The sequence below is a fragment of the Actinomadura sp. 21ATH genome, assembly GCF_041951345.1.
In the GTDB taxonomy this organism is placed as follows: Bacteria; Actinomycetota; Actinomycetes; order Streptosporangiales; family Streptosporangiaceae; genus Spirillospora.
The window spans coordinates 68,964-94,045 of sequence record NZ_JBGNUR010000004.1 but is presented as its reverse complement, the minus strand read 5'-3'; the positions used below and the strand labels follow the sequence as shown (position 1 = coordinate 94,045).

Here is a 25,082-nt window from a genome sequence, read left to right as displayed (position 1 = left end):
TCAAGTCTGCCGTGCGACCCGGCCTGCTCCGTCCGCCGTCAGCCGTCAGCCGCGGCGCAGCTTGTCGCGCAGCCAGCCCGGGATGTGCTCCTCGGACCGCGGGAAGCGCTCCAGGTCCAGGGCGTACGCGGACGCCCTCAGGGGCGGCGTGAACTCGGGCTCGCCGTCGTAGTCGAACTCGGCGCTGAAGCGGCCGGCGCGCTCCACCCGCAGGCGGGCGGTGAACCACGCCCCCTTGCCCCGCCTGTACATCGCGCGGCGCAGCTCGTCCATCTTGCCGACCGCCTGGCCGGGCGGGGTGGCCGTGCGGGTCGCGCCCGCCGCGTCCACCACCTCGAACGACACGCTGTCGATGCCGATCGTCGCGCGGAACTCGAACCCGAGCCGCTCCCAGCCGGCGGGGGCCGCCGAACGCAGCGCGCGGACGGCGCCGTTCACCACGGCCCGCTCCTTCGGAGACTGCAGGACCTGCTCGGAGTGGGCCACGGACGAACCTCCGGAACGGAAAAGGCGACGGCCCCCTGACCGTACCGACGACCCGGCGGCCGGGACCATGCGGCGGCGGCCGTGTCGCGCCGATAGGGTCGTCCGAGTGGGTGATCAGGGGGCGGCCGGCCAGGGAAGGGTGCGTTACGGGCGGGTTCCGGCGCGCGTGCTGCTGGACGGCGAGGCGGACGGCTGGCACTACACGGTCGTCGACCGGCACGGGGACGAGGAGCACGTTCCCCTGCGCGGCCCCGGCGTACGGTGGCAGGGGCCCCGGGGCCGGCGCCGCGAGGACCCCGAGCCGCCGTGGTGGCGCCGCCATCTGGACGAGACCGCGGAGGCGCTGCGCGGCCACATCGGCCGGGCGCTGACCGACCGCACGTTCGCCGAGCTGGGGTCCGAAGCCGAGATCACGTGGTTCGCGGTGGCGGAGCCGGCCCGGTGGGAGGGGCTCGTCACGCTGCGGGAGGCCGATCCGGCGCGCTTCCCCGGCAAGGTGGCGCCGTTCGTGGTGACGTTCGAGCCGGGGCGCGGCGCGCTGCTCCCCGACGCGCACCTGCTCTTCTCCACCCTCGCCGCCGACGCCTGGACGACGCTGGCCGCCGTTTCCGAACGCTGCGCCACGCCCGCGCCCAAGGAGTCGTTCCTGTGCGGGTACACCGGTCATCGCAGCGTCCGCGTGGGGAGGGGCAGCCTGGACGTCTCCACCCAGCGCGGGGACGACGGCGCCGAGCGGATCGCCGAGATCCACGCCTCGCGCGAGGCCGGGTGGAGCGGCAATCCCGAGCTGCGGCCGCGGCTGGACGGCATCGACCTGCTGGACGAGCCGGCCGGGGACGTCGTCGCGCTCTTCCGCGACCTCGGCCACGAGGTGGTCTCCTGGGGCCGGCACGGCTTCCGGCTGCCCCAGGCGGGGCTGTCCCTCCACCGGGGCGCGGAGGAGCCGTCTGAGCGCTTCACAGGCGTCTCCCTGGCCGTTCCCGCTTCCCTCGCCTCCTTGTACCTGCGCGGCTGAGGCACGACGTACCGCCTCACGGGGACGCACCGCCACGTATCGCCCCGTAGCGCCTCGTAGCGCCTCGTATCGCCTCGTATCGGCTCACATCGGGATGTTCCGCCGCGCCGGTGCCCTCGATCACCGCCTCGACACCCACGGGGAACCCGTTCGTCACCGGAACGCGATCCCGCGTCCCTAGGTTCGCGGGCCATGAGAGCCCGTGCGCGCGCCACCGCCCTCACCCTCGCGCTCGGCGGCGTCCCCCTGGCCGCCGTCCCCGCCGCCGTCGCGGCCCCCGCCCAGGCGGCACCGCCGCCCGGCACCATCGTCGTCGAACGCGGCGGCCCCGCCCGGACGCTCGCGTTCACGGCCGCCCGGGACGGCGAGGCCGTCATCGGCTTCACCTCCGCCGCCCCCGGCGTCTCCTGGGCCCGCCAGGGCGCCGAGGCCGCCGTGGTGGCCGTGGCCGTGGACGGCCGCCATGTCACCGACCTCGTCGTCCCGGGCGCCGACCCGGTCCCGCGCAGCCTGGGGCTCGGACGCGTCGCCAAGGGCACGCACAAGGTGACGCTGCGGTTCGCCAAGGGCAGCGCCCCCGCCGCGCGGCGCGTCGCCCTCGGCCGCCCCAGCGTGCGGATGCCCGACCAGGCCGCGCTGCGGCACTCCCCCATCGTGGTCGGCCGCACCGGCTGGCCCTTCGGCGACCCGTACCAGAACGCGCGCACCGACACCCCGCTGCTCGCCTGGCACGAGTCGCGCCCCGCGGCGACGCCGGGGCACCGCGTCCTGGAGTACTCCATGGTGTTCTCCAACGAGGACGGCGGCACCGACACCCCGGCCCTGATGGCGCGCTGGGGCCGGACGACCGACATCGAATGGGTCTACCGGGTCGAGGTCGACGCCGAGGGCCGCCGGGTCGCGGGAACGGGCGTCTACCAGGGGCCGCAGCACCTCACGCTGAAGTTCACCGGCCGTTACGAGGGCGACCATCCCGTCCTGCAGACGTGCACGTCCAACAACAACATGTGCGACGTCATCTCCCCGAACCCGCCGCTGCGCTTCCTGCCCGACGCCTCCGGCACCCGCCCGGCGGACCGGGCGCGCGAGACCGTCATGGAGCCCTGGACGTACCGCGTCATGGCCCAGGAACTCCGCCGCGAGGGCCGCCTGGAGACGCCGTCGGACCCCGCCACCCGGGAGGTCGGCGACCCGCGCGCCTACCTCTTCGCGGAACTGGCCAAGACGACCGGCACCCCCAGGAACTGGGGCACCGCCCCAGGAGTGTCCCTCCAGGTCCGCCTGGAAGGGGACGACCGCGTCTACCGTTCCGACCACGGCGAACGGAGCTGGTCCATCGACCGTGACGGCCCCGCCTCCACCACCGTCGAACTGCCGCCCGGCACCACCGCCGACGACATCGCGAGCATCGAGGCCGTCCGCACCCCCATGGGCCTGATCGACAACGGCGCCCCGGCCGTCGTCACCGCCCTCCGCCGCGGCTTCTTCCTGGACCGGGCCTACCTCCCGAGGCCGCCGGCCTTCCGCTGGACGGGCTCGATCACGCTCACGCCCGCGTCCCCGGCGGCCGTCCTCTGGAAGAAAGGATCGAGAACCATCGGGAACCAGCGAACTCCGGGCGCGTCCAAGTAGTCGTACACTTCGCCAGAGCTTCACGCGCACTCCGGAGAGGACACGCCGCCATGGCCTACGGGCCTCCGCCTTCGCCCGGCTACGGTCAGCAGCAGAACTACGGACAGCAGCAGGGCTGGCAGCAGCCGCCGCCGCGCACCAGCCAGATGCCGCAGCAGCCCATGCCGCACCACCCCGGCCCGGTAAGCCACGACGACAAGTCCTGGGCGCTGATGGCGTACCTCGGCCAGTTCCTGGTCGGCGCGGTCGCCCCGGTGGTCGTCTTCTTCGGCAAGGGCCGCTCGCCGTTCGTCCGCCGGCACGCCGCCCAGGGCCTCAACATGGGCCTGGCCGCCATCGCCGTCTGGGCCGTCTTCGGCCTGCTCTCGCTGCTCCTGGAGGCCCTGATCTGGGTCCCGCTGGGCTTCACCGCCGCGGTGATGTTCTTCCTGATCTACGCGGCCCGCTCGGCCAACCGCGGCGAGTTCCGCCAGGTCCCGGCCTTCGTCGCCTGGCCCCTCCTCAAGTCCGGCAGGTAGGCGGCCCGCGCGGCGGCCGAGACCCCTCAGAGACCGCTGAGAGACCCCTCGGGAAAGAGCCCCCTCGGGGACTTCTAACCCTCCGGGTCAGGCGTTTCCTTCGAGCCCGCCGTCTCCTTCGCGGCGGGCTCCACGGTCTCTTCCGCGTCCAGCGTGATCTCGGGGTCCTCGGCGTCGTCCGGCTCGGGGGACGGGCCGGGCAGGATGGTCATCGTGCCGAGCTCGCCCGGCGGTTGGTCGAGGCGGACGACGCGGCCCGGATACGCGCGCTCGGCGATCTCGACGTCGCGCTCGTCCCAGCCGCCGTAGAACACCGGGCAGCCGTCCCACAGCTCCACCTTCTCCGCGCCCGTCGGCCACCGCCGGCCGAACGCGTCGATCAGGATCGGGTCCTCGCTGTGCGGCAGGTCGGGCCCGATCCGGTCCGTTCCGGCGCGTTCCGCGGTCTGCTCGGTCACGGTCATCAGCCTCCTGGGGGCGGGCCGGCAGGGCAGCCGGCGGAAGATCTCGTCGGGGGTCACCTCGATCGGGAACGGCCGGGTCAGCGAGCACGACCGGCCCCAGCCCACCCGGGCCTCCTCGGCGTAGCGGCCGTCGTCGCTCAGCTCGTACACCAGCAGCTCGGGGGCGTCGCCCTTCATGTCCACGACCCAGTAGGACGGCACGCCGAAGCGCTCGTACACGTCCTTCTTGGCGCCCAGGTCGGGCTCGCGCGAGGCGTCCGAGGTCACCTCGACGGCCAGCAGCGGCGCGCCCCGCACGTATCCGGTCCGGGGATCCTCCTGCTCCTCGCGGAAGACCATCAGATCGGCGCGGAGCCAGGTGCGCTCGTCCAGCCAGGCGCCCGTGGACGTGGCCGAGCGCTGCCCGGCCGGCTCCGCCAGCCCGACCGGGACGACCAGGCTGGAGACGAGGACCTGGTGCAGCAACGTGTGAGTCACAACTCCCAGTGTCCCTGCGCGGACGCTACGTCACCACCGCTTTACGATTTCGGTGCGGAAACCGCCGGGCGGATCACTTCCTGCCCTTGTCCCCGGCCCCGGCCTCGCCGGTGGAGAGCGCGGCCACGAAGGCCTCCTGCGGGACGTCGACACGGCCGATCGTCTTCATCCGCTTCTTGCCCTCCTTCTGCCGCTCCAGGAGCTTGCGCTTCCGCGAGATGTCACCGCCGTAGCACTTGGCCAGGACGTCCTTGCGGATGGCGCGGATGTTCTCCCGGGCGATGATGCGGGCGCCGATCGCGGCCTGGATCGGCACCTCGTACTGCTGGCGCGGGATGAGCTCCTTGAGCTTGGCCGTCATCATCAGGCCGTACTCGCGGGACTTGTCGCGGTGCACGATCTGGCTGAACGCGTCGACCGACTCGCCCTGCAGCAGGATGTCGACCTTGACCAGGTCGGACTCCTGCTCGCCGCTGGGCTCGTAGTCGAGCGAGGCGTAGCCGCGGGTCCGGGACTTCAGCTGGTCGAAGAAGTCGAAGATGATCTCGGCGAGCGGCAGCGTGTAGCGGATCTCGACCCGGTCCTCCGACAGGTAGTCCATGCCGAGCAGCACGCCGCGGCGGCCCTGGCACAGCTCCATGATCGCGCCGATGTGCTCGCTCGGCGACAGCAGCGTGGCCTTGACCACCGGCTCGAACACCTTGGCGATCTTGCCTTCGGGGAACTCGCTGGGGTTGGTGACGGTGTGCTCCGTCCCGTCCTCCATGACCACCTGGTAGATCACGTTCGGCGCGGTGGAGATCAGCGACAGGTTGAACTCGCGCTCCAGCCGCTCCCGCACGATCTCCATGTGCAGCAGCCCGAGGAACCCGCAGCGGAAGCCGAACCCCAGCGCCGCCGAGGTCTCCGGCTCGTAGATCAGCGCGGCGTCGTTCAGCTGCAGCTTGTCGAGCGCGTCGCGCAGCTCCGGGTACTGGTCGCCGTCCAGCGGGTAGAGGCCCGAGAACACCATCGGCTTGGGGTCCTGGTAGCCGCCCAGCGCCTCGACCGCCGCCCGCGAGGCCCCGGTCACCGTGTCGCCGACCCGGGCCTGCCGGACGTCCTTCACGCCCGTGATCAGGTAGCCGACCTCGCCGACCCCGAGCCCGCCCACCGGCTGCGGCTCCGGCGAGATCACCCCGACCTCGAGGGTCTCGTGCGCGGTGCCCGTGGACATCATCAGGCTCTTCTCCCGCCGGGAGAGGTGCCCGTCCATGATCCGCACGTACGTGACCACGCCGCGGTACGTGTCGTACACCGAGTCGAAGATCAGCGCGCGGGCCGGCGCGTCCGGGTCGCCGACCGGCGCCGGCACCGTCTCCACGATCCGGTTGAGCAGCGCCTCGACGCCCTCGCCGGTCTTCCCGGACACCTTCAGCACGTCGGACGGGTCGCAGCCGATGATCCCGGCCAGCTCCTCGGCGTACTTCTCCGGCTGCGCGGCCGGCAGGTCGATCTTGTTGAGCACCGGGATGAGGTGCAGGTCGGCCTCGATCGCCAGGTACAGGTTGGCCAGCGTCTGCGCCTCGATGCCCTGCGCCGCGTCGACCAGCAGCACCGCGCCCTCGCAGGCCGCCAGCGAGCGGGACACCTCGTACGAGAAGTCCACGTGGCCGGGCGTGTCGATCAGGTTGAGGACGTAGCCGGTGCCGTCCTCGCCGGTCCACGGCAGCCGGACCGCCTGGCTCTTGATCGTGATCCCGCGCTCGCGCTCGATGTCCATGCGGTCGAGGTACTGCGCGCGCATGCGACGCTCCTCGACGACCCCGGTCAGCTGCAGCATGCGGTCCGCGAGGGTCGACTTGCCATGGTCGATGTGCGCGATGATGCAGAAGTTCCGGATGATCGCGGGATCGGTCTTGTTGGGCTCAGGCGCTGGCACCGGGGTCCGTTCGCAAACTCTCGCTGGTGGACAGGAATGTGGCAGATCTTGCCGTATCCCATGGTCCCATGCCCGGCTCGATGCTCCGTACGCGGCCGGGTTTGGGACCGGGCCCGCTGATTGGTAAGCTGTGCCACTGCGTGTGGCGTACCGTCGTGCCTTGGGGCACCGTCGCCCCGTCTATTTCTGAACGTTGGAGCCTGCCGCCCGCTGCGCGGCAGGCGAGGATCGCGACCAAGGCTGAGGCACTACGACGTGGCTAACATCAAGTCCCAGATCAAGCGGAACAAGCAGAACGAGAAGGCCCGGCTGCGCAACAAGGCCGTGAAGTCCGAGCTCAAGACGGCGATCCGCCAGTTCCGCGAGGCCGCCGAGGCCGGCGACGTGGAGAAGGCCACCGCGGCCCAGCGCAACGCCGCCCGCAAGCTCGACAAGGCCGTGAGCAAGGGCGTCATCCACAAGAACCAGGCCGCCAACCGCAAGTCGGCGATCGCCAAGCGCGCCGCCGCCCTGCAGGCCGGCTGAGACTCCCCCTGCACTGACCGGCGAGACCGCGGACCCCGAGGGGTGCCGCGGTTTTGTCATGTCTTCGGGCGCCTCGCCCCTCTAAGGTGGGGATCATGGACGAACGCCGGACGGTGAAGGTCTCCAAGTACCTTTCCAAGCATCTGCGGCACCAGCCGGGCCGGATCGGTCTCGTCCTCGACACCGGCGGCTGGTGCGAGGTGGACGACCTCCTGCGCGCCGCCGCCGCGCACCGCTTCCCCATCACCCGCGACGAGCTCGAGCACGTCGTCGCCGTGAACGACAAGAAGCGCTTCGAGATCGACGGCGGCCGGATCCGCGCCAGCCAGGGCCACACCGTCCCGGTCGACCTCGACCTGCCCGTCACTCCCCCGCCGGCGACGCTCTTCCACGGCACCGTGGCCCGGGCGCTCCCGGAGATCCGCCGGGACGGCCTGCTGCCCATGAAGCGGCACGCCGTCCACCTCTCCCCGGACGACGAGACCGCCACCCGCGTCGGTGCCCGCCGCGGCCGGCCCGTCATCCTCACCGTCGACGCCGCCGGCATGGCCGCCGCGGGCCACGAGTTCCGCGTCAGCGCCAACGGCGTCTGGCTCGTCGACGCCGTACCCGCGCACTTCCTCACCCTCCCCTGAACGGACCTGCATGCACTTCGAGACCGCGGTCGACATCGCCGCCGCCCCCGAGACCGTCTGGCGACACCTGATCGACTTCGAGCGCTGGCCGGAGATGACGGCCTCCGTCACCCGCGTCGAACGCCTCGACGACGGCCCCCTGGGCCTGGGCGGCCGGTTCCGCGTCCACCAGCCGAAACTGTCCCCGGCGACCTGGACGATCACCGAGTTCACCGCCGGCGACTCGTTCACCTGGGAGTCCCGCGCGCCCGGCGTGGTCACGACCGGCGGCCACATCGTCACCGCGGGCCCGGGCGGCACCACCGCCCGCCTGACCCTCACCCAGCGGGGTCCCGCCGCGCCGCTGATCGGCCTGCTCTACGGGCGGCTGAGCCGGCGGTACGTCACGATGGAGGCGGAGGGCCTCAAGCGCCTGGCCGAGTCCTGATCCTGCGGGCGGCGACGATCTGCGACACCGCCTTCTCCAGCGCGTACGCCGGATCGGCCGCGCCACCCTTGACCTGCGCGTCCGCCTCCGCGACCGCGCTCAGCGCCCGCGCCACGCCCTCACCGGACCAGCCGCGCAGCTGCCGCTGCACCCGGTCGATCTTCCACGGCGGCATGCCCAGCTCCTTGGCCAGCGCCGCCCCGCGGGCCCCCTGCGGCGCCCCGCCGACCTTGGCGAGGCCCCGGACGCCCTGCGCCAGCGCGCTCACGATCAGCACCGGCGCCACGCCGGTCGCCAGCGCCCACCGCAGCTGCTCCAGTGCCTCGGCCGGCTGCCCGTCGATCGCCTTGTCGGCCACCGTGAACCCGCTGACCTCGGCCCGCCCGCGGTAGTAGCGCGCGACGGCCGCGTCGTCGACCTTCCCGCCGGTGTCGGCCACCAGCTGGCTGCACGCCCCGGCCAGCTCCCGCAGGTCGTTCCCGACGGCGTCGATCAGCCCGCGGGCGCCGTCCGCCGAGATCTTCCCGCCGTGCCGGCGGATCTCGGCCCGGACGAAGTCGACCCGCTCCCCCACCTTGGTGACCTTGGGGCACGTCACCTTGCGCGCACCGGCCTTGACCAGGCCGTCCACCAGCGCCTTGCCCTTGGCGCCGCCGTGGTGGACGGCCACGAGCGCCACCTCGTCCGCGGGGGTCCTCACGTACCTGAGCACCTCGGCGGTCAGGTCCTTGCCGAGGTCCTGGGCCTGCCGCAGCACCAGCACCTTCCCGCTCCCGAACAGCGAGGGCGAGGTCAGTTCCGCCAGCCGCCCCGGCTCCAGCCCGCCGGGCCCGAGGTCGATCACCTCGGCCTCGGGATCGCCCGCCCGCACCGTGGCGACCACGTCCCCGATCGCCCGCTCCACGAGCAGTTCCTCGTCCCCCACGATCAGGGTGATGGCATCAGCAGACACCCCTCCAGCATCCCACGCCGAACGCCCCGCCCGTTCCGGCCGCGCACGGCCGGACGCAGGATTCCGCGCGCCGAACCGGCTCAGCCGCGGGTGACGACGGCGATCCCTCCTCGGGTGCGGACGACGGCCACGTCTCCTTCCTGGTCGGTCCGGTGGACGCGCATGCCGTTCCGGCGCAGCAGGTCCAGGGTCGCGGGCGCCGGATGCCCGTAGTCGTTGCCCCGTCCGGCCGAGATGATCGAGACGGCGGACCGGGCCGCCGCGAAGAACCCGGGGTCCTGCGCGCGGGCACCGTGGTGCGGCACCTTGAACACCTGGACCGGCGGCACGCTCGACGCCAGCGCCCGCTGCGCCGCGGCCTCCGCGTCCCCGCTCAGGAGGGCGCTGAACCCGGGCCCGCGCGCCACGAGCACGACGCTCGCGTTGTTGATCGCGGCCCCGTCGTCGGCGGCCGACAGGACCGGCGCGTACGACGGGCCGATGACGTCCAGGGTGAGATCGCCGACGCTCCAGCGCTGGCCCGCCCGCGCGTGCCGGACGGCCAGCCCGCCGGTGTGGCGCGCCTCGCGGCCGAAGGCCGACGGGCTGACCAGGACCATCCGCACCGTGCGGCCGTTCCTGACGCCGGCGGTCCCGCCGATGTGGTCGGCGTGCGGATGCGTGAGGACGAGCAGCGGCACGTCCCGTACACCGAGCCTCCCCAGGCAGCCGTCCACCGCCCGCGGGTCCGGACCGGCGTCCACCACCACGCCGCGTCCCGGCCCGGCCGCGAGGACCAGCGCGTCCCCCTGCCCGACCGAGCAGGCCACCAGCGCCCACCCCGGCGGCGGCCAGCCGGGAGCCGCCACCCGAAGACCCGCGACAGCCAGCAGGACCCCCGCCATGACGGCGACCGCGGCCAGGCGTACCCGCCGGAAGCGCAGCACGGCCACCGCCACCGCCATCGCCGCGCACAGCCCCGCGGCCCCCAGCCCGCCCGGCACCCACGGGACCGTGGCGTACGGAAGATCGGCGGCGATCCGCGCGATGGCGCAGATCCATCCCACCGCCAGCCCGGCGGGCCACACGAGCACCTGCGCCACCGGCACGGACACGAGCGCGACGACGGCGGCGAGGGCGCCCGCGAGCGTGGCGGGCGCGACGGCCGGCGCCGCCACCAGGTTGGCCGCGATGGCGACCACGCCCACCTCGCCCGAGAGCATGACCAGCACGGGCGCGACCGCGACCTGGGCCGCCGCGGCGACCGCGACCGCGTCGGCCAGCGGCCCCGGCAGCCGCCGCCCGAGCCGCTCCCGCCAGGCCGGTGCCAGGACGACCAGCCCCGCCGTGGCCAGCACCGACAGGACGAACCCGTACGACCGGGCCAGCGCCGGATCGAGCAGCACCAGCACCAGAACGGCCGCCCCGAGAGCCGGCGGCCCCTGCCGCTGCCGCCCGGTGACCAGCGCCAGCAGCCCGATCAGCCCCATCACCGTCGCGCGCAGCACGCTGGGCTCGGGACGCGCCACCACCACGAACGCCAGCACCGCCACCACGGCCACCGGCGGCGCCCGCAGCCGACCCAGCCCCGCGAACCGGCAGAGCCCCAGCACGGCCCCGATGATGATCGCGAGGTTGGCGCCGGACACCACCAGGAGATGCGCCAGCCCGGACGTCCGGAAATCCTCGGCGAGCGCGGGGTCCAGCCGTGACGTGTCGCCCACGACCATGCCGGGCAGCACGCCCCGCCGGTCGGCCGGCAGCCGCTCGACCGCCCGGCGCAGCTTCGCCCGTACCGCCTCGGCGCCCCGCTGCACCGCCGACGGCCGCCCCAGCACCCGCGGCGGCCCCCGCACGAACACGGCGGCCGCCAGCAGCTCGGCCCGCCGGGGCGGCGCCAGGCTCCCGTTCAGCCGCACCCGCTGGCTGGGCAGCAACCCGATCCAGCGGCGGTCTCCGGCGATGAGCAGGACCGGTACCCGGACCCGCACCCGGCGCCCCTGGACCTGGACGGCCTCGGCCCTGGCCCGCGCCAGCACCATCGGCCGCCCCGGCCGTACGGCCGCCTGCGGATCACTCGTGAGAACGACCTCGATCGTCGCCCGTCCCCGTTCCCCCGCCAGCTCGTGCACCGGACCCGTCCCGACCGCCGAGGCCCGCATCCCGACCGCCGCCGAAGAAGCCGCCGCGCAAGCCAGCACGACCCCGCCCACGGTCTTCAGGGCCCCGCGCCCCCGAACCCAGAAGACGACGGCACCAGCCGCGGCAACGACCGCAACCCCATACGCCACCACCGCCGACGCACCAAGCGTGAGAGCAGCCGCCGCCCACACCGCGAAAGCCGGAACGACCAGCCGAAGATCACGCCCCGCCCGCTCATCCCCCACCGGCCCCCCACGATCAGCCCCCATCACCCCACCCCCTCCAACCCCTCATGACGCCCCGCCCAGACGCCCACCACCTACAGGTCGGCGCCCCCCACCGAGGACGCCTGGGCAAGGACTCCTCAACGCGCGTCAGACGCGCACCAGATTCTTCAGATCGGCGAAGCGCCGGGCGCCGATGCCCGACACCTCCTGGAGCTGTTCGACGGACCGGAATCCGCCGCGCTGGGTGCGGTGATCGATGATGCGTTGCGCCAGGACGGGCCCGACGCCCGGGAGCTGGTCCAGTTGCTGCACGGTCGCGGCGTTGAGGTCCAGCGGCCCCCCAGTGCCCGCTGCCGCGCCGCCCGAGGCCGCCGGGGGCTGTGCAGGGGCGCGCACGCCGACGGAGATCTGTTCCCCGTCGGTCAGCTTGCGGGCCAGGTTCAGCGGCCCGGTGTCGATGCCCGGACGCGCGCCACCGGCGGACTTGATCGCGTCCGCGATGCGGGACCCGGCGGGCAGGGAGACCACTCCGGGCCGCCGCACCTTCCCATGGACGTGAACGACCACCATGGAGCCCTGCGGGGACGGGGCGGTCCCGCTCAGCGTGGGAGCGTGCGACGGCCCGGCCACCGGTTCAGGACGCGGCCGCGCCATCCAGAGATAGCCGGCGGCGACCAGCGCGGCCACGACACCGAGCAGGACGAGCACCCGAGCACCGGGGCTCCCCATATCCACCCGCTCGCCCCCGAAAAGCGCCCGCCTGATACCGAACGGCGCCTCCGGCATCGAACGCAACCGCCCAGCGGGCGGCTCATCATCATCCCCACCCACCACCTCCGACCAACGCGGCCCCCGAACAGGCGCCCCCTCCACACCTCGGCCGCCTCCATCCGGCCGCCGCCCGGCAGACGTTTCCACCGGGTCCCCGCCGCCCACCTTGGACGAACGCAGCCGCCCAACAGGTGCCCCCTCTGCAACCTCGCCCTCACCATCAGGCTGACGCCAGTTAGACGGCCCCACCACAACCCCGCCGCCCATCTCCGACGAACGCAGGCGGCCGGTAGGCGCCCTCTCCGCGACCTCGTCCCCTCCATCGGGCAGACGCCAGTTAGACGGCCCCACCACAACCCCGCCGCCCATCTCCGACGAACGCAGGCGGCCGGTAGGCGCCCTCTCCGCGACCTCGTCCCCTCCATCAGGCAGACGCCAGTTAGACGGCCCCGCCGCAACCCCGGCGCCTGTCTCCGACGTACGCGGGCGGTCGGCAGGTGGCCGGTCTTCTGTCTCGCTGTCCGACTCTGCGGCGCGCGGGCGCCTGGCAAGCGTCGGGGCTGGCTCCTCGCTGTCGTCGTCCAGGGAGCGCAGCGGCGGCGGCGCGGACTCGGTCTCCACTGCGGGGGTGGAGGGGGCCGGCGGGTGGTGGGTGGGGGGTTGTCTGAGTCTTGGGGCGAGGGTGTGGAGGCGGGTTGGGCGGGTCATGTGTTCGACGGTAAGGAGGGGGATCCCTGGCCGGGAGAGGGGGCGGGGATTGTGGATAACTCAGAGTTGGGGGGCCACCACGACGCCGAGCATGCCGGGGCCCACGTGGGCGCCGATGACGGGGCCCACCTCGCCTACGTAGATGTCGGCGACGTTGGGGATGCGGGCGCGGAGGCGGGTGGCGAGGGTTTCCGCTCGGGCGGCGGCGGCGAGGTGCTGGACGCCCAGGTCGACGGGGCGGTCCCCGGCGGTGGAGGCGGCCAGTTCCTCCAGGCGGGCGATGGCGCGGGAGGAGGTGCGGACCTTTTCCAGGGGGGCGATGCGGCCGTCGTCGATGACCAGGAGGGGCTTGACCATGAGGGCGGAGCCGAGGAACGTCGCGGCGGCGCCGATGCGGCCGCCGCGGCGGAGGTGGTCGAGGGTGTCGACGTAGAAGAGGGAGCGGGTGAGTTCGGCGCGGCGGCCGGCGGCGGCGGCGACGTCGGCGGGGGCGGCGCCGTCCAGGGCGGTCGCGGCGGCGGAGAGGGCGGCGAAGCCGAGGCCGAGGCCGACGGTGCCCGAGTCGACGACGTGGACGGGTACGGGCGCGTCCTTGGCGGCGAGGCGGGCGGCGTCGACGGTGCCCGACATGGCGGCGGCCAGGTGGACGGAGACGATCGCGGTGGCGCCGCCGGCGGCGGCCTCCTCGTACGCGGCGGCGAAGCGCCCCGGCGCGGGGCGGGACGTCGTGGCGGGGGCGCGGAGGACGTCCCGGGTCGGGATCGTGTTCTCGTCGTGCAGGGCGTCGCCCACGGCTATCTGGAGGGGGACGACGATCAGGCCGTGGCGTTCGGCGAGGCCGGGCGGGAGGTAGGCGGTGGAGTCGGTGACGACCGCGGTGGCCATCAGGGCTGGACGGGCACGCCGCCGCGCCAGACCCGCAGGGCGCGCAGGCCGAAGGCCCAGGCGAACGCGCCCTCGTGGTCGGCGTCCCACAGCACGATGTCGGCGAGCATGCCCGGGGCGAGCGAGCCGCGGTCGCCGACGCGGAGGGCGGAGGCGCCGCCGAGGGTGGCGGCGCGCAGCGCCTCGGTGACGCTGAGGCCGAACATGGCGACCGACAGGCCGATGACGAGCGGCATGGACGTGATGCCGCACTGGCCGGGGTTGTGGTCGGTGCCGAGGGCGACGGTGACGCCGCGGTCGAGCATGGCGCGGACCGGCGCGGGCGGGCGGGCGCTGTTGAGGGCGCTGCCCGGGCAGACGGTCGCGGTGACGCCGGCGTGCGCGAGGGCCTTGATGTCGTCCTCGTTGGCCTGGGTGAGCAGGTCGGCGGAGGCGCAGCCGACCTCGGCGGCGACCTGGGCGGCGCCGACGCGCTCGTTGGCGCAGGCGTGCATGCGGGCCTTGAGGCCGGCGCGCTTGCCGGTGAGGAGGAGGGCGCGGGCCTCCTCGGCGGTGAAGTGGCCCTCGTCGCAGTAGACGTCGATGCTGTCGGCGCCCGCGACGGCGGCGTCGCCGGCCCACTGGCGGACGGCCTCGATGTAGTCGCGGCGGCGGCCGAAGAACTCCGGCGGCAGGATGTGCGCGGCCAGGAACGTGGCGTGGATCCGCGGCATCGACGGCTCCCCTTCGAGGGAGCGGAGCATCCGGATGTCGGCCAGTTCGCCGTCGCGGGTGAGGTGGTAGCCGGTCTTGGCCTCGACGGTGGTGGTGCCGGCGAGGATCCACTGGCGGAGGCGTTCCCGGACGCCGTTGCACAGGGTCCACGGGTCGGTGCCGCGGGTGACGGTCACGGTGGAGTTGACCCCGCCGCCGGCCGCGGCGATCGCGGAGTGGGACGACCCGCTGGTGCGCATGGCGAGCTCGGCCCAGCGGTTGCCCGCGTACACGGGGTGCGAGTGCGCGTCGATCAGTCCAGGGGTGACGAGACCGCCGCCGAGGTTCTCCACGTGGTCGACGTCGACGATGTCGTCGATGATGCCCGGGACGCTCTGCGGCAGTTCCGAGGCGGGGCCGGCCCACACGATCCGGTCGTCGTGGATCAGCACGGCGGCATTGCTGCAGACATCGGTGCCCGTCCAGAGCCTGCCGATGTTCGTCAACAGCCGTACCGTCATCGGGTCACCGGCCGGCGTGGGTCGCTGTACGACCCGGGGACGGATCTGCCATGGACTGGGCCACCTGCTCTCGTTCCGAGAACGCCGACTGGGTGCCGGCGGTTCACCACTGGAGGGTCTGGTGATCGGTTGATCACCGGAAGCAACGAGACCGTAGATATCGGTTTCGTCACGGTAGTGCACTGGAGGCCCGGCCGACAACCTCTGTTCGTCGGCCCGGCCGCCACGGGAGCGGTTCCGCTGGAGCGGTCGGCGGCGGGCGGGGAGAGCCGCACGTTGACGCAGGTCACCGGGGTGCGGTGACGATGCGACGGTCGCACATTAGCAAATGCTCCATCGGCCTTCTGGTCATCGCGCATCGCCGCCCTCGCCCCAACCTGGTCCTATGACGGTACGGATTCCCGCCACACCGTCAAGCGGAATGCGGAAGCTGTCACCCTCGGGCGACCGCCTTCCGGCAAATGTCCGACTCATACCCCGGGTATCGGTACGGCGCTAATCGAGAAATAGCCCGACCGATATTCGTCTCGATTCTCGGCGCGGGCGTGCGAACGCCGCGAGCCCGGCCGCGCCGGAACGCGGCCGGGCTCGCGCGAACGCGATGACGCGCTAACCCGACGTCGGCGCCAGATCCTCGTAGCGCGCGAGTTCGGCCGCGAGGTCCTCGGGGACGCGGGCGTGCAGGACGGTGCCCTCGGCCTCGTGGTCCTGCTTGAGCACCTCGCCGCGCTCGTGGACCCGCGCGACCAGGTCGCCGCGGTCGTACGGCAGCAGCACCCGCAGCTCGCGCTCCAGCCCGGGCAGCTCGGCCTCGACCACCTCACGGAGCCGCTCGATGCCCTGGCCGGTACGGGCGGAGACGACCACGCTGCGCGGCTCGCGCCGCTGCAGGCGGGCGATCGCCAGGTCGTCGGCCGCGTCGGCCTTGTTGATCACGATGATCTCGGGGATCGCGTCCGCGCCGATCTCGCGCAGCACCTCGCGCACGGCGTCGATCTGCGCCTCGGGATCGGCGTCGGAGCCGTCGACGACGTGCAGGATCAGGCCCGCGTCGGTGACCTCCTCCAGCGTGGAGCGGAACGCCTCCACGAGCTGGTGCGGGAGGTGCCGGACGAACCCGACGGTGTCGGCCAGCGTGTACGCGCGCCCGGACGGCGTCTCGGCCCGGCGGACGGTCGGGTCCAGGGTGGCGAACAGGGCGTTCTCCACCAGGACGCCCGCCCCGGTCAGCCGGTTGAGCAGCGAGGACTTGCCGGCGTTGGTGTAGCCGGCGATGGCGACGGCGGGCACCTGGTGGCGGCGCCGCTCGCCGCGCTTGGTGTCGCGGGCCTTGGACATGCCCTCGATCTGGCGGCGCAGCTTGGCCATCCTGGTGCGGATCCGGCGCCGGTCCAGCTCGATCTTGGTCTCACCGGGGCCGCGGCCGCCGATGCCGACGCCGCCCGCGGCACGGCCGCCGACCTGGCGGGACAGGTTGCCGCCCCAGCCGCGCAGGCGCGGCAGCAGGTAGTTGAGCTGCGCGAGCTCGACCTGCGCCTTGCCCTCCCGGCTCTTGGCGTGCTGGGCGAAGATGTCCAGGATCAGGGCGGTCCGGTCGATCACCTTGACCTTGACGGTCTCCTCCAGATGCCGCAGCTGGCTGGGGGCCAGCTCGCCGTCGCAGATGACGGTGTCGGCGCCGGTGGAGATGACGATGTCGCGCAGCTCGGCGGCCTTGCCCGAGCCGATGTAGGTGGCGGGGTCGGGCCTGCTGCGGCGCTGGACGAGGCCCTCGAGCACCTCGGAGCCGGCGGTCTCGGCGAGGAGCGCCAGCTCGCGCAGGGAGTTCTCGGCGGCCTCGGCGGTGCCCTCGGTCCAGACGCCGACCAGGACGACGCGCTCCAGGCGCAGCGCCCGGTACTCGACCTCGGTGACGTCGGTCAGCTCCGTGGAGAGCCCGGCGACGCGGCGCAGCGCGCGCCGCTCCTCCAGGTCCAGCTCGCCGGTCATCGGCTCGGCGCCCTCGTACTCGCCGTATTCGCCGTACTCGAACGTGTCGGTCACTCGGGTCTCTCGGTCTTCGGAAAAGGTCTGCGTCATATGTCCTCTGTCAACGCCGCGGCGCGGCCGGATCTTCCCGGCGATGGTCTCACGGGCCGCCGCCGGCTTCACCCGATTATCCCCGCCGGGCCGTCCCGCGGCGATGCCGTACGACCTGCGCGAACGCCGCGGGGCACGGCCCGCCCGCCGGACGGGTGCCCGCGGCCGGGGAACGGGAAGACCGCAGGAGCGGCCCGGCGGCGTCCAGGTCCGGGGGTGCTTTGACCCGGCTCCGTACCGCCGAGTAGCGTTTCTTCACACAACAGAAGTCGAATTTCACGATACGAAAGGGCAGGCAGATGGCTGCACCCGAAGGCGTCGAGGTCACCGGTCCCCTGAACGAGCGATACGACGAGATCCTGACCCCCGAGGCGCTCGGCCTGCTCGCCGCCCTGCAGCGCGAGCTGGGCGGCCGCCGCGAGGAACTGCTGCGCGCCCGCGCCGAGCGGCAGGAGCGGCTGTCGGCGGGCGGCACGCTGGACTTCCTGCCGGAGACGGCGGCCGTGCGCGCCGACGAGAGCTGGCGGGTCGCCGAGCCGGCGCCGGGCCTGGAGGACCGCCGGGTCGAGATCACCGGCCCGACCGACCGGAAGATGACCATCAACGCCCTCAACTCGGGCGCCAAGGTGTGGCTGGCCGACTTCGAGGACGCCAACACCCCGCTGTGGAACAACATGATCGAGGGGCAGCTGAACCTGCGCGACGCCCTCGACCGGACGATCGACTTCACCGACCCCAAGAGCGGCAAGTCGTACGCGCTCAAGGACGACGGCGAGCTGGCGACCATCGTCGTCCGCCCGCGCGGCTGGCACATGGAGGAGAAGCACCTCCTGGTCGACGGGAAGCCGATGTCGGGGTCGCTGTTCGACTTCGGCCTGTACTTCTTCCACTGCGCGCGCCGCCAGGCGGACAAGGGCAAGGGCCCGTACTTCTACCTGCCGAAGATGGAGAGCCACCTCGAGGCGCGGCTCTGGAACGACGCGTTCAACCTGGCGCAGGACAAGCTGGAGATCCCGCGCGGCACGATCCGCGCGACCGTGCTGATCGAGACGATCCCGGCCGCGTTCGAGATGGAGGAGATCCTCTACGAGCTGCGCGACCACTCCGCCGGGCTGAACGCGGGCCGCTGGGACTACCTGTTCTCGGTGATCAAGAAGTTCCGGGACCGGGGCGCGGAGTACGTCCTGCCGGAGCGAAACGCGATCACGATGACGGCGCCGTTCATGCGCGCGTACACCGAGCTGCTGGTCCGCACCTGCCACAAGCGCGGCGCGCACGCGATCGGCGGCATGGCCGCGTTCATCCCGTCCCGCCGGGACGAGGAGGTCAACAAGGTCGCGCTGGAGAAGGTCCGGGCGGACAAGACGCGCGAGTCGGGCGACGGGTTCGACGGGTCCTGGGTCGCGCACCCCGACCTGGTCCCGGTCTGCCGCGAGGTCTTCGACGGCGTCCTCGGCGACAAGCCGAACCAGCGCGACCGGCTGCGCGAGGACGTCAAGGTCTCGGCCGCCGACCTGCTGAACGTGGCCGCGACGCCCGGCGACATCACCGAGGCCGGCCTGCGCAACAACATCGACGTGGCGCTGCGCTACCTGGCCACCTGGCTGGACGGCGCGGGCGCGGTGGCGATCCACAACCTGATGGAGGACGCCGCCACCGCGGAGATCTCCCGGTCCCAGGTCTGGCAGTGGATCTACAACGGGGTCGAGCTCAAGGACGGCCCCAAGGTCACCAAGGAGCTGGTCGCGCGCCTCCTGGACGAGGAGCTCGGCAAGATCCGCGCGGAGCTGGGCAACGCGTTCAACGAGCCGCGCTACGAGCAGGCCGTGACCCTGTTCAAGGAGGTCACGCTGGCCGACGCGTACTCGGAGTTCCTGACCACCCCGGCGTACGAGCGGATGCCCTGACACCGGACGCCGCCCGCGCCCGCCGAGGGCGCGGGCGGCACCGCCGATCTTGCGGTCGGCCGCCCACGGGAGCATGGTGGCAAGAATGGAATCCCCCGCATCCCAGTCGCTCGCGCTCGCCGGACTGGCCGGGCACTGCGAGCGGCTCCTCGGGCCCGAGGCGGTGATCTCGGACCCGGTACGGCTGCGCACCTACGACTGCGACGGCCTGACCACGCACCGGGCGACCCCGGGGCTGGTGGTGCTGCCCGAGTCGGCCGAGCAGGTCGCGGCGATCGTGCGCGCCTGCGCGGACGCCGGGATCCCGTACGTGGCGCGCGGGTCGGGCACCGGCCTGTCGGGCGGCGCGCTGCCCCGCACCGACGGGGTGCTGATCGTGACGTCCCGGATGCGCCGGATCCTGGAGATCGATATCGAGAACCGGCGCGCGGTGGTCGAGCCGGGCGTGATCAACCTGGACGTGTCGCGGGCGGCCCGCCCGTACGGCTACTACTTCGCGCCCGACCCGTCCAGCCAGCAGATCTGCTCGGTGGGCGGCAACGTCGCGGAGAACAGCGGCGGCGCGCACTGCCTGAAGTACGGCTTCACCGCGCACCACGTGCTGGCCTGCGAGATCGTCACCCCGGACGGGGAGATCACCGAGCTGGCGGCCGGCGGCGCCGGGTACGACCTGCTCGGCGTGTTCGTCGGCGCGGAGGGCACGCTCGGCATCACCACCAAGATCACGGTACGGCTGACCCGGCTGCCGGAGACGGTGCAGACGCTGCTGGCGGCGTTCGGGTCGATCGAGGCGGGCGGCACGGCGGTGTCGGCGATCATCGGCGCCGGGATGGTGCCGGCGGCGATCGAGATGATGGACGCGCTGTCGATCGAGGCGGCCGAGGCGGCGGTGAGCTGCGGGTACCCGGCGGGCGCGGGCGCGGTGCTGATCGTGGAGCTGGACGGCCCGGCGGCGGAGGTGCGGCACCAGTTCGGCGAGGTGGAGCGGCTGTGCCGGGAGGCGGGCGCGTTCGAGATCAGGGTCGCGGCGGACGACGCCGAGCGGGCGCTGATCTGGAAGGGGCGCAAGTCGGCGTTCGCGGCGGTGGGCCGGATCAGCCCGGCGTACCTGGTCCAGGACGGCGTCATCCCGCGGACCGCGCTGCCGGGCGTGCTGGCGGGGATCGACGCGCTGTCGGCCGAGTCGGGCGTGCGGGTGGCGAACGTGTTCCACGCCGGTGACGGCAACCTGCACCCGCTGGTGCTGTTCGACGACGCCGAGCACGGCGCGGCGGAGCGGGCGGAGGAGGTCTCCGGGAAGATCCTCGACCTGTGCATCGAGCACGGCGGGTCGATCACCGGGGAGCACGGCGTGGGCGTCGACAAGTCCCGCTACATGCCGCGCATGTTCACCGAGACCGATCTGGACACGATGCAGATGGTGCGCTGCGGGTTCGACCCGGCGGGGCTGTGCAATCCGGGCAAGGTGTTCCCGACCCCGCGGCTGTGCGGCGAGGTGCCGGGGTTCCGGAAGGGCGTCCACCCGCTGGTCGAGCAGGGGAAGGCGGAGCAGTTCTGATGGCGGCCGACGGCGGCGCCAAGGCGCTGGACGCGCTTCGCAAGGTCTGCGCCGACGTGCGCCCGGGCGAGCCCGAGGAGGGCGTCCTGGGCGTCGCCCCCGGCGTGGTGGCCGCGCCCGCCTCCGCCGCGGAGGCCGCCGGGGTGATGCGGACGGCCGCGGAGCTCGGGCTGGCCGTGGTGCCGCGCGGCGCCGAGACTCGGCTCGACTGGGGCGCGCCGCCGGCCCGCTGCGACGTCCTGGTGGACACCGCACGGCTGGACCGGGTGGTCGAGCACGCGGCCGGCGACCTGGTGGTGACGGCCGAGGCGGGCCTGGGCACCGACCGGCTCGCGGCGGTGCTGGCCGAGCGGGGGCAGCGGCTCGCGCTGGACGCCCCGCTCCCCGGCTCCACGGTCGGCGGCACGATCGCCGCGGCCGCGGCCGGGCCGCTGCGCCTGCTGTACGGGACGCCCCGCGACCTGGTCATCGGGCTCACGGTGGTCCGCGCGGACGGCCGGGTGGCACGGTCCGGGGGCAAGGTCGTCAAGAACGTGGCCGGGTACGACCTGGGCCGGCTGTTCAGCGGCTCGTACGGGACGCTCGGCCTGATCGTCGAGGCGACGTTCCGGCTCCATCCGATCCCGGCGGCGCGGGCGTTCATCACCTGCCCCTTGCCCGATGCCACGCGCGCGCACGAGGCGGTGCAGGCGGTACTGCACTCCGCCGCGGTACCGAGCGCCGTCCAGGTGGTCGCCTCCTCTCAGGGCGGCCTCACGCTCGGGGTGCTCCTGGAGGGCGTTCCGGAAGGGGTGGCGGCGCGTACGGAGCAGGTCTCGGCCCTTCTGGGCGCGTCCGGTACGGGCGCGAGCGTCGCGCAGGAGCCGCCGGAGTGGTGGGGCTCCTACCCGGACGGGACGACCCTCATCGACGTGACCGCCCCGCCGACCGCCCTGACGACGCTCCTCGAACACCGCGGCGAGGGCGTCTCCCTCTCCTGGTCGGCGGACGGGCACGGCCATCTGGGCCTCACGGCGGAGGCGGACCCCGTCCGGACGCTGGCGCGCGTCAGGGAGGCCCTGGGCGAGCGCCACAACGGCGGAGCGGTCGTGCGCTACACGCCCGAAGCCGTACGGGACGAGATCGACCTGTGGGGGCCCGTACCGGCGCTGTCCCTCATGCGGCGGGTCAAGGAGCAGTTCGATCCGGAGAGCCGGTTGTCCCCCGGGCGTTTCGTGGGAGGTCTGTGATGGCGGGCGAGCGGAACCGCGACGGCGAGACCGGCCCGCCGGGGCTGCCGGAGCTGCTCGGCGACTGCGTCCACTGCGGGTTCTGCCTGCCGACGTGCCCCACGTACGTCCTGTGGGGAGAGGAGATGGACTCGCCGCGCGGGCGGATCCACCTGATGGAGCAGCACCAGGAGGGCGCGCCGATGTCGGCGCCGATGGTGCAGCATTTCGACCGCTGCCTGGGGTGCATGGCGTGCGTGACTGCGTGCCCGTCCGGGGTGCGGTACGACCGGCTCATCGAGGCGACCCGTGCCACGGTGGAGGAGGAGCACTCGCGCCCCCTCCCTCAGCGGGCCCTGCGCGAGGCGATCTTCCAGCTGTTCCCGTACCCGAACCGCCTGCGCGCCCTGCGCGGGCCGCTCCGCGCGTACCAGCGGACCGGCCTGGACCGGCTCGTGCGGCGCAGCGGCCTGCTGGAGCGCCTGTCCCCCTCCCTGGCGGCCATGGAGCGCCTCGCGCCGCCGCTCTCCCGTTCTCCCAGGCTGCCCGAACGCGTCGCGGCGCGCGGGGAGCGGCGCGCCACCGTCGGCATGCTCACCGGCTGCGTGCAGCGCGAGTTCTTCCCCGGCGTGAACGCCGCGACGGCGCGCGTGCTGGCCATGGAGGGCTGCGACGTCGTCATCCCGGCGCGGCAGGGGTGCTGCGGGGCGCTGTCGCTGCACTCGGGGCGCGAGGAGGAGGCCAAGGCGTTCGCGCGCCGGACGGTCGTGGCGTTCGAGGCGGTCGACGTGGTCGTGGTGAACGCGGCGGGCTGCGGTTCGGCGATGAAGGACTACCGGGACGTGCTGGCCGGCGACCCGGAGTGGGCGGGCCGGGCGGAGGCGCTGTCGGCCAAGACCAGGGACCTCGCCGAGTACCTGGCCGAGCTCGGGCCCCGGGCGCCCCGGCGGCCACTTCCGGTCACGGTCGCGTACCACGACGCCTGCCACCTCGCGCACGCGCAGGGCGTCCGCGCGCAGCCGCGGGCGCTGCTGGCCGGCATCCCGGAGCTGACGATCAAGGAGATCGCGGATCCGGAGATCTGCTGCGGCTCGGCGGGGACGTACAACCTCCTCCAGCCGGAGGCGGCGGCCGAGCTCGGCGACCGGAAGGCGGCGAGCGTGCGCGCGACGGAGGCGGAACTGCTGGTCGCCGCCAACCCGGGCTGCTCGATGCAGATCGCGACGGCGCTGGAGCGGCGGGGCGCCCGCCTGGCGGTCGCGCACACGGCGGAGGTCCTCGACGCGTCCCTGCGCGGGCTCGGACGGGAGGCGCTGGTGCCCTCCGCGCGGTGACGCGGCGGCCGCCGGACCGCCTAGCAAGAAAGGCCCATCAGGGGACATATTTGCCGCAAACGGTCATCCTGTATCGTTGGCTGCCCGCCAAGAAAGGTCGTACTTACCTACCGGAGAGGCCGAGGAGTACGCAAAGCCATGTCCTACAGGCCGACGCCGCCCAGGCCGATGCCGAGCGGCCACCCCTCACACCGCCGCCGCAGGAAGCGCGGGGCGGGCAAGCTCGGCATCGCCGGCGCGCTCAGCGGCGCGGTCGCCATGGCGGCGGTCGCCGCCGGGATCGTCGTCTTCCGGCCGCCCGGCGGGGAGGACCCCGGGTCCCCGTCCGGCCTCACCAGCCAGGGCGACGGCACCCAGGGCGAGTTGCCCAGCGGCCAGGCCCCCGCGACCGGCCCCGCGCTCAGCGTCACCACGCCCGAGGGGTACGGGTACGGGCTCGCCGCGGCGAAGGCCGGCACCGACGACCGCCCCCTCGACGACGCGCAGCCGCCGCCCGAGGGCACGACGTACGCGTACGCCGACTACGTTCTCACCAACAACCAGCGCCGCCCCGCGCTGCTGGACTACCCGGCCGACCTGTTCCTGCCGCGCGAGCACGTCCCCGACGGGTCGCGCGAGCGCTGCATGCCGCAGCCCGGCATCCCCGAGGACATGTGCACGCTGCCCAACCGCAGCCGCGTCACCGCCCGGGTGAACGGCGCCGAGGCGCCCATCAGCGAGGCCGGCGACACGCTGATCCCGCCGGGGGCGTCGTACGTCGTGCGCATCGCGACCGATCTGCCGGTCAAGGACGGCCTCAAGCCCGAGGACCTCAAGCTCTACGTGTGGAACGCCCGCTACACCAGCGACCGCAAGGGCATCGAGATCGCCTTCCCGTAGAGCGCACGGGACCGCGCGCGAACGGCCCCGGCCCGTGACATCGGGCCGATGTCACCGGCCGGGGCCGTTTCCGGCCGCGCGTGCGCGCGGACGGGGTCACGACGCCAGGGCCGGTTCCCGTTCGGGGGCGACGGCGGCGTCCCCGCCGCGGCCGCGCAGGCCGCCGATCCCGAGCAGGAGCAGCCCGGCCCCGGCCCAGACGAGCAGGACGGTCAGCGCCCCGCCCGCGCCGGCACCGTCGAAGAACGCCACCGAGCGCAGCAGCGTGGCCGCCGCGCCGGGCGGGAGCAGCTGGCCGAGTTCGCCCCACGGCTGCGGCAGCAGCTCCGGCGCGGACGCGGCCGCCGACAGCGGGTTGCCCAGGAGCAGCAGGGTCAGCGCGCCCAGCCCGATCCCGGGCCGCCCGAGCACCGCGGCGAGCCCCGTGACCGTTCCCGAGACGGCCAGGATCGCCAGCGCCATCACCCCGGCCACGGCCGCGTAGGAGCCCGGCAGCACCGACAGCCAGCCCTGCGCCAGCCAGGCCACGGCGAGGCCGCCGAGGGCCGAGAACGCCACCAGCGCCGCGGCCCGGGCGCCGAGCCGGGGGATGGCGAAGGTCAGCAGCACCGCGGCGGCGAGGCTGGACATGATCAGCGGCAGCGCCAGCGCGCCGAACCCGGCCCCGCGCGGGTCGTCGGGGTCGGCCGCGACCACGTCCTGGACGGCGCCGCCCGCCGGCGCTCCGGCGAGCTGGGCGCCCAGCTGGGTGAGCTGCTGCGCGACGGCCGGGGAGGCCGCCGAGGCGACCAGCACCCGGGGCCCGGCGGGCGTGGCGACGATCGCGCCGTACGCCTCCCGGTCGGCCAGCGCCTTCCGGGCCGCCGCCTCGTCGGCGACGGCGGACGCCTCGAACGCCCCGGGGAGCTGCCGGTCCAGCCGCGCGGCCGCGGCCGCGGCCTGCGGGCCGGCCGTCACGATCGGCACGTCGTTGGGGGCGGTGCGGGCGGCCGGCCAGGAGAAGGCGACGATCATCAGAAGCTGCAGGACCACGGCGCCGAGGGTGACGCCGACGGCCCGCTTGGCGAGCGAGGAGTTCACGGTCCCCTCCAAGAAAGCGAATGTCCGTTCTTTTGTCTGCACCAGGGTGCGCCCGGCAC

General features: G+C 73.7%; 21 protein-coding genes. 11 read left to right on the top strand and 10 right to left on the bottom strand.

Annotated elements, in window-relative coordinates; translation table 11 throughout:
* Nucleotides 1-45 precede the first annotated feature (45 nt).
* Nucleotides 46-486, bottom strand: coding sequence for a hypothetical protein (locus tag ACA361_RS15075; RefSeq protein ID WP_375012585.1), 441 nt, complete (start codon nucleotides 484-486; stop codon nucleotides 46-48).
* A 106-nt stretch (nucleotides 487-592) separates the two neighbouring features.
* Here ACA361_RS15075 and ACA361_RS15070 point away from each other — a divergent pair, with 106 nt between their 5' ends.
* The 3 genes from ACA361_RS15070 (at nucleotide 593) to ACA361_RS15060 (ending at nucleotide 3,651) form a co-directional block, all read left to right on the top strand.
* Nucleotides 593-1,501 (top strand): hypothetical protein, encoded by a 909-nt coding sequence (locus ACA361_RS15070; protein ID WP_375012584.1) that lies wholly within the window; start codon nucleotides 593-595, stop codon nucleotides 1,499-1,501.
* A gap of 192 nt (nucleotides 1,502-1,693) precedes the next feature.
* On the top strand, nucleotides 1,694-3,133 hold the full coding sequence (locus ACA361_RS15065; RefSeq protein WP_375012583.1) for a hypothetical protein: 1,440 nt from the start codon (nucleotides 1,694-1,696) through the stop codon (nucleotides 3,131-3,133).
* Between the two features lie 50 nt (nucleotides 3,134-3,183).
* Nucleotides 3,184-3,651, top strand: coding sequence for a DUF4870 domain-containing protein (locus ACA361_RS15060; RefSeq protein WP_375012582.1), 468 nt, complete (start codon nucleotides 3,184-3,186; stop codon nucleotides 3,649-3,651).
* Nucleotides 3,652-3,725: 74 nt separating this feature from the next.
* Here the strand turns inward: ACA361_RS15060 and ACA361_RS15055 are convergent, their stop codons facing one another.
* The gene (locus ACA361_RS15055; RefSeq protein ID WP_375012581.1) at nucleotides 3,726-4,592 is read right to left on the bottom strand and encodes a Uma2 family endonuclease; all 867 of its coding nucleotides are present in this window, start codon (nucleotides 4,590-4,592) and stop codon (nucleotides 3,726-3,728) included.
* Between the two features lie 73 nt (nucleotides 4,593-4,665).
* A complete protein-coding gene (gene lepA / locus ACA361_RS15050) occupies nucleotides 4,666-6,513 on the bottom strand; it encodes a translation elongation factor 4 (protein WP_375012580.1) in 1,848 nt (615 codons plus the stop codon).
* Nucleotides 6,514-6,768: 255 nt separating this feature from the next.
* Between lepA and rpsT the strand changes: the two genes are divergently transcribed.
* The 3 genes from rpsT (at nucleotide 6,769) to ACA361_RS15035 (ending at nucleotide 8,100) form a co-directional block, all read left to right on the top strand.
* Complete coding sequence (gene rpsT / locus ACA361_RS15045; protein ID WP_366613803.1) at nucleotides 6,769-7,038, top strand: 30S ribosomal protein S20; 270 nt, start codon at nucleotides 6,769-6,771, stop codon at nucleotides 7,036-7,038.
* Nucleotides 7,039-7,133: 95 nt separating this feature from the next.
* A complete protein-coding gene (locus ACA361_RS15040; RefSeq protein WP_375012579.1) occupies nucleotides 7,134-7,673 on the top strand; it encodes an RNA 2'-phosphotransferase in 540 nt (179 codons plus the stop codon).
* Between the two features lie 10 nt (nucleotides 7,674-7,683).
* Nucleotides 7,684-8,100 carry an SRPBCC family protein gene (locus ACA361_RS15035; protein WP_375012578.1) on the top strand — a complete coding sequence of 139 codons (417 nt, stop codon included), beginning with the start codon at nucleotides 7,684-7,686 and terminating at the stop codon, nucleotides 8,098-8,100.
* Here the strand turns inward: ACA361_RS15035 and holA are convergent.
* The 6 genes from holA to hflX all read right to left on the bottom strand — a co-directional run bounded on the left by holA (nucleotide 8,078) and on the right by hflX (nucleotide 17,057).
* Nucleotides 8,078-9,052 (bottom strand): DNA polymerase III subunit delta, encoded by a 975-nt coding sequence (gene holA / locus ACA361_RS15030; RefSeq protein ID WP_375012577.1) that lies wholly within the window; start codon nucleotides 9,050-9,052, stop codon nucleotides 8,078-8,080. The genes ACA361_RS15035 and holA overlap by 23 nt on opposite strands.
* Before the next feature lie 80 nt (nucleotides 9,053-9,132).
* A complete protein-coding gene (locus tag ACA361_RS15025; RefSeq protein WP_375012576.1) occupies nucleotides 9,133-11,193 on the bottom strand; it encodes a ComEC/Rec2 family competence protein in 2,061 nt (686 codons plus the stop codon).
* 354 nt (nucleotides 11,194-11,547) lie between these two features.
* The gene (locus ACA361_RS15020) at nucleotides 11,548-12,186 is read right to left on the bottom strand and encodes a helix-hairpin-helix domain-containing protein (protein ID WP_375012575.1); all 639 of its coding nucleotides are present in this window, start codon (nucleotides 12,184-12,186) and stop codon (nucleotides 11,548-11,550) included.
* Between the two features lie 753 nt (nucleotides 12,187-12,939).
* Entirely contained in the window at nucleotides 12,940-13,764 is an 825-nt protein-coding gene (locus ACA361_RS15015; protein WP_375012574.1) for a DegV family protein, read from the bottom strand.
* On the bottom strand, nucleotides 13,764-14,978 hold the full coding sequence (gene hutI / locus ACA361_RS15010) for an imidazolonepropionase (protein ID WP_375012573.1): 1,215 nt from the start codon (nucleotides 14,976-14,978) through the stop codon (nucleotides 13,764-13,766). Before hutI ends, ACA361_RS15015 begins: the two co-directional genes overlap by 1 nt.
* 609 nt (nucleotides 14,979-15,587) lie before the next feature.
* The gene (hflX, locus tag ACA361_RS15005) at nucleotides 15,588-17,057 is read right to left on the bottom strand and encodes a GTPase HflX (RefSeq protein WP_375012572.1); all 1,470 of its coding nucleotides are present in this window, start codon (nucleotides 17,055-17,057) and stop codon (nucleotides 15,588-15,590) included.
* A gap of 299 nt (nucleotides 17,058-17,356) precedes the next feature.
* Between hflX and aceB the strand changes: the two genes are divergently transcribed.
* From aceB to ACA361_RS14980, 5 genes are all read left to right on the top strand, one after another.
* Nucleotides 17,357-18,964, top strand: coding sequence for a malate synthase A (aceB, locus tag ACA361_RS15000; protein ID WP_375012571.1), 1,608 nt, complete (start codon nucleotides 17,357-17,359; stop codon nucleotides 18,962-18,964).
* A gap of 85 nt (nucleotides 18,965-19,049) precedes the next feature.
* Nucleotides 19,050-20,522 carry an FAD-linked oxidase C-terminal domain-containing protein gene (locus ACA361_RS14995; RefSeq protein ID WP_375012570.1) on the top strand — a complete coding sequence of 491 codons (1,473 nt, stop codon included), beginning with the start codon at nucleotides 19,050-19,052 and terminating at the stop codon, nucleotides 20,520-20,522.
* The gene (locus tag ACA361_RS14990) at nucleotides 20,522-21,751 is read left to right on the top strand and encodes an FAD-binding oxidoreductase (RefSeq protein WP_375012569.1); all 1,230 of its coding nucleotides are present in this window, start codon (nucleotides 20,522-20,524) and stop codon (nucleotides 21,749-21,751) included. The genes ACA361_RS14995 and ACA361_RS14990 overlap by 1 nt, the downstream gene beginning before the upstream one ends.
* On the top strand, nucleotides 21,751-23,064 hold the full coding sequence (locus ACA361_RS14985; RefSeq protein ID WP_375012568.1) for a heterodisulfide reductase-related iron-sulfur binding cluster: 1,314 nt from the start codon (nucleotides 21,751-21,753) through the stop codon (nucleotides 23,062-23,064). The genes ACA361_RS14990 and ACA361_RS14985 overlap by 1 nt, the downstream gene beginning before the upstream one ends.
* A 138-nt stretch (nucleotides 23,065-23,202) precedes the next feature.
* Nucleotides 23,203-23,943 (top strand): hypothetical protein, encoded by a 741-nt coding sequence (locus ACA361_RS14980; protein WP_375012567.1) that lies wholly within the window; start codon nucleotides 23,203-23,205, stop codon nucleotides 23,941-23,943.
* A 96-nt stretch (nucleotides 23,944-24,039) separates the two neighbouring features.
* Here ACA361_RS14980 and ACA361_RS14975 read toward each other — a convergent pair whose 3' ends face one another.
* Complete coding sequence (locus ACA361_RS14975) at nucleotides 24,040-25,035, bottom strand: hypothetical protein (RefSeq protein WP_375012566.1); 996 nt, start codon at nucleotides 25,033-25,035, stop codon at nucleotides 24,040-24,042.
* Nucleotides 25,036-25,082 lie beyond the last annotated feature (47 nt).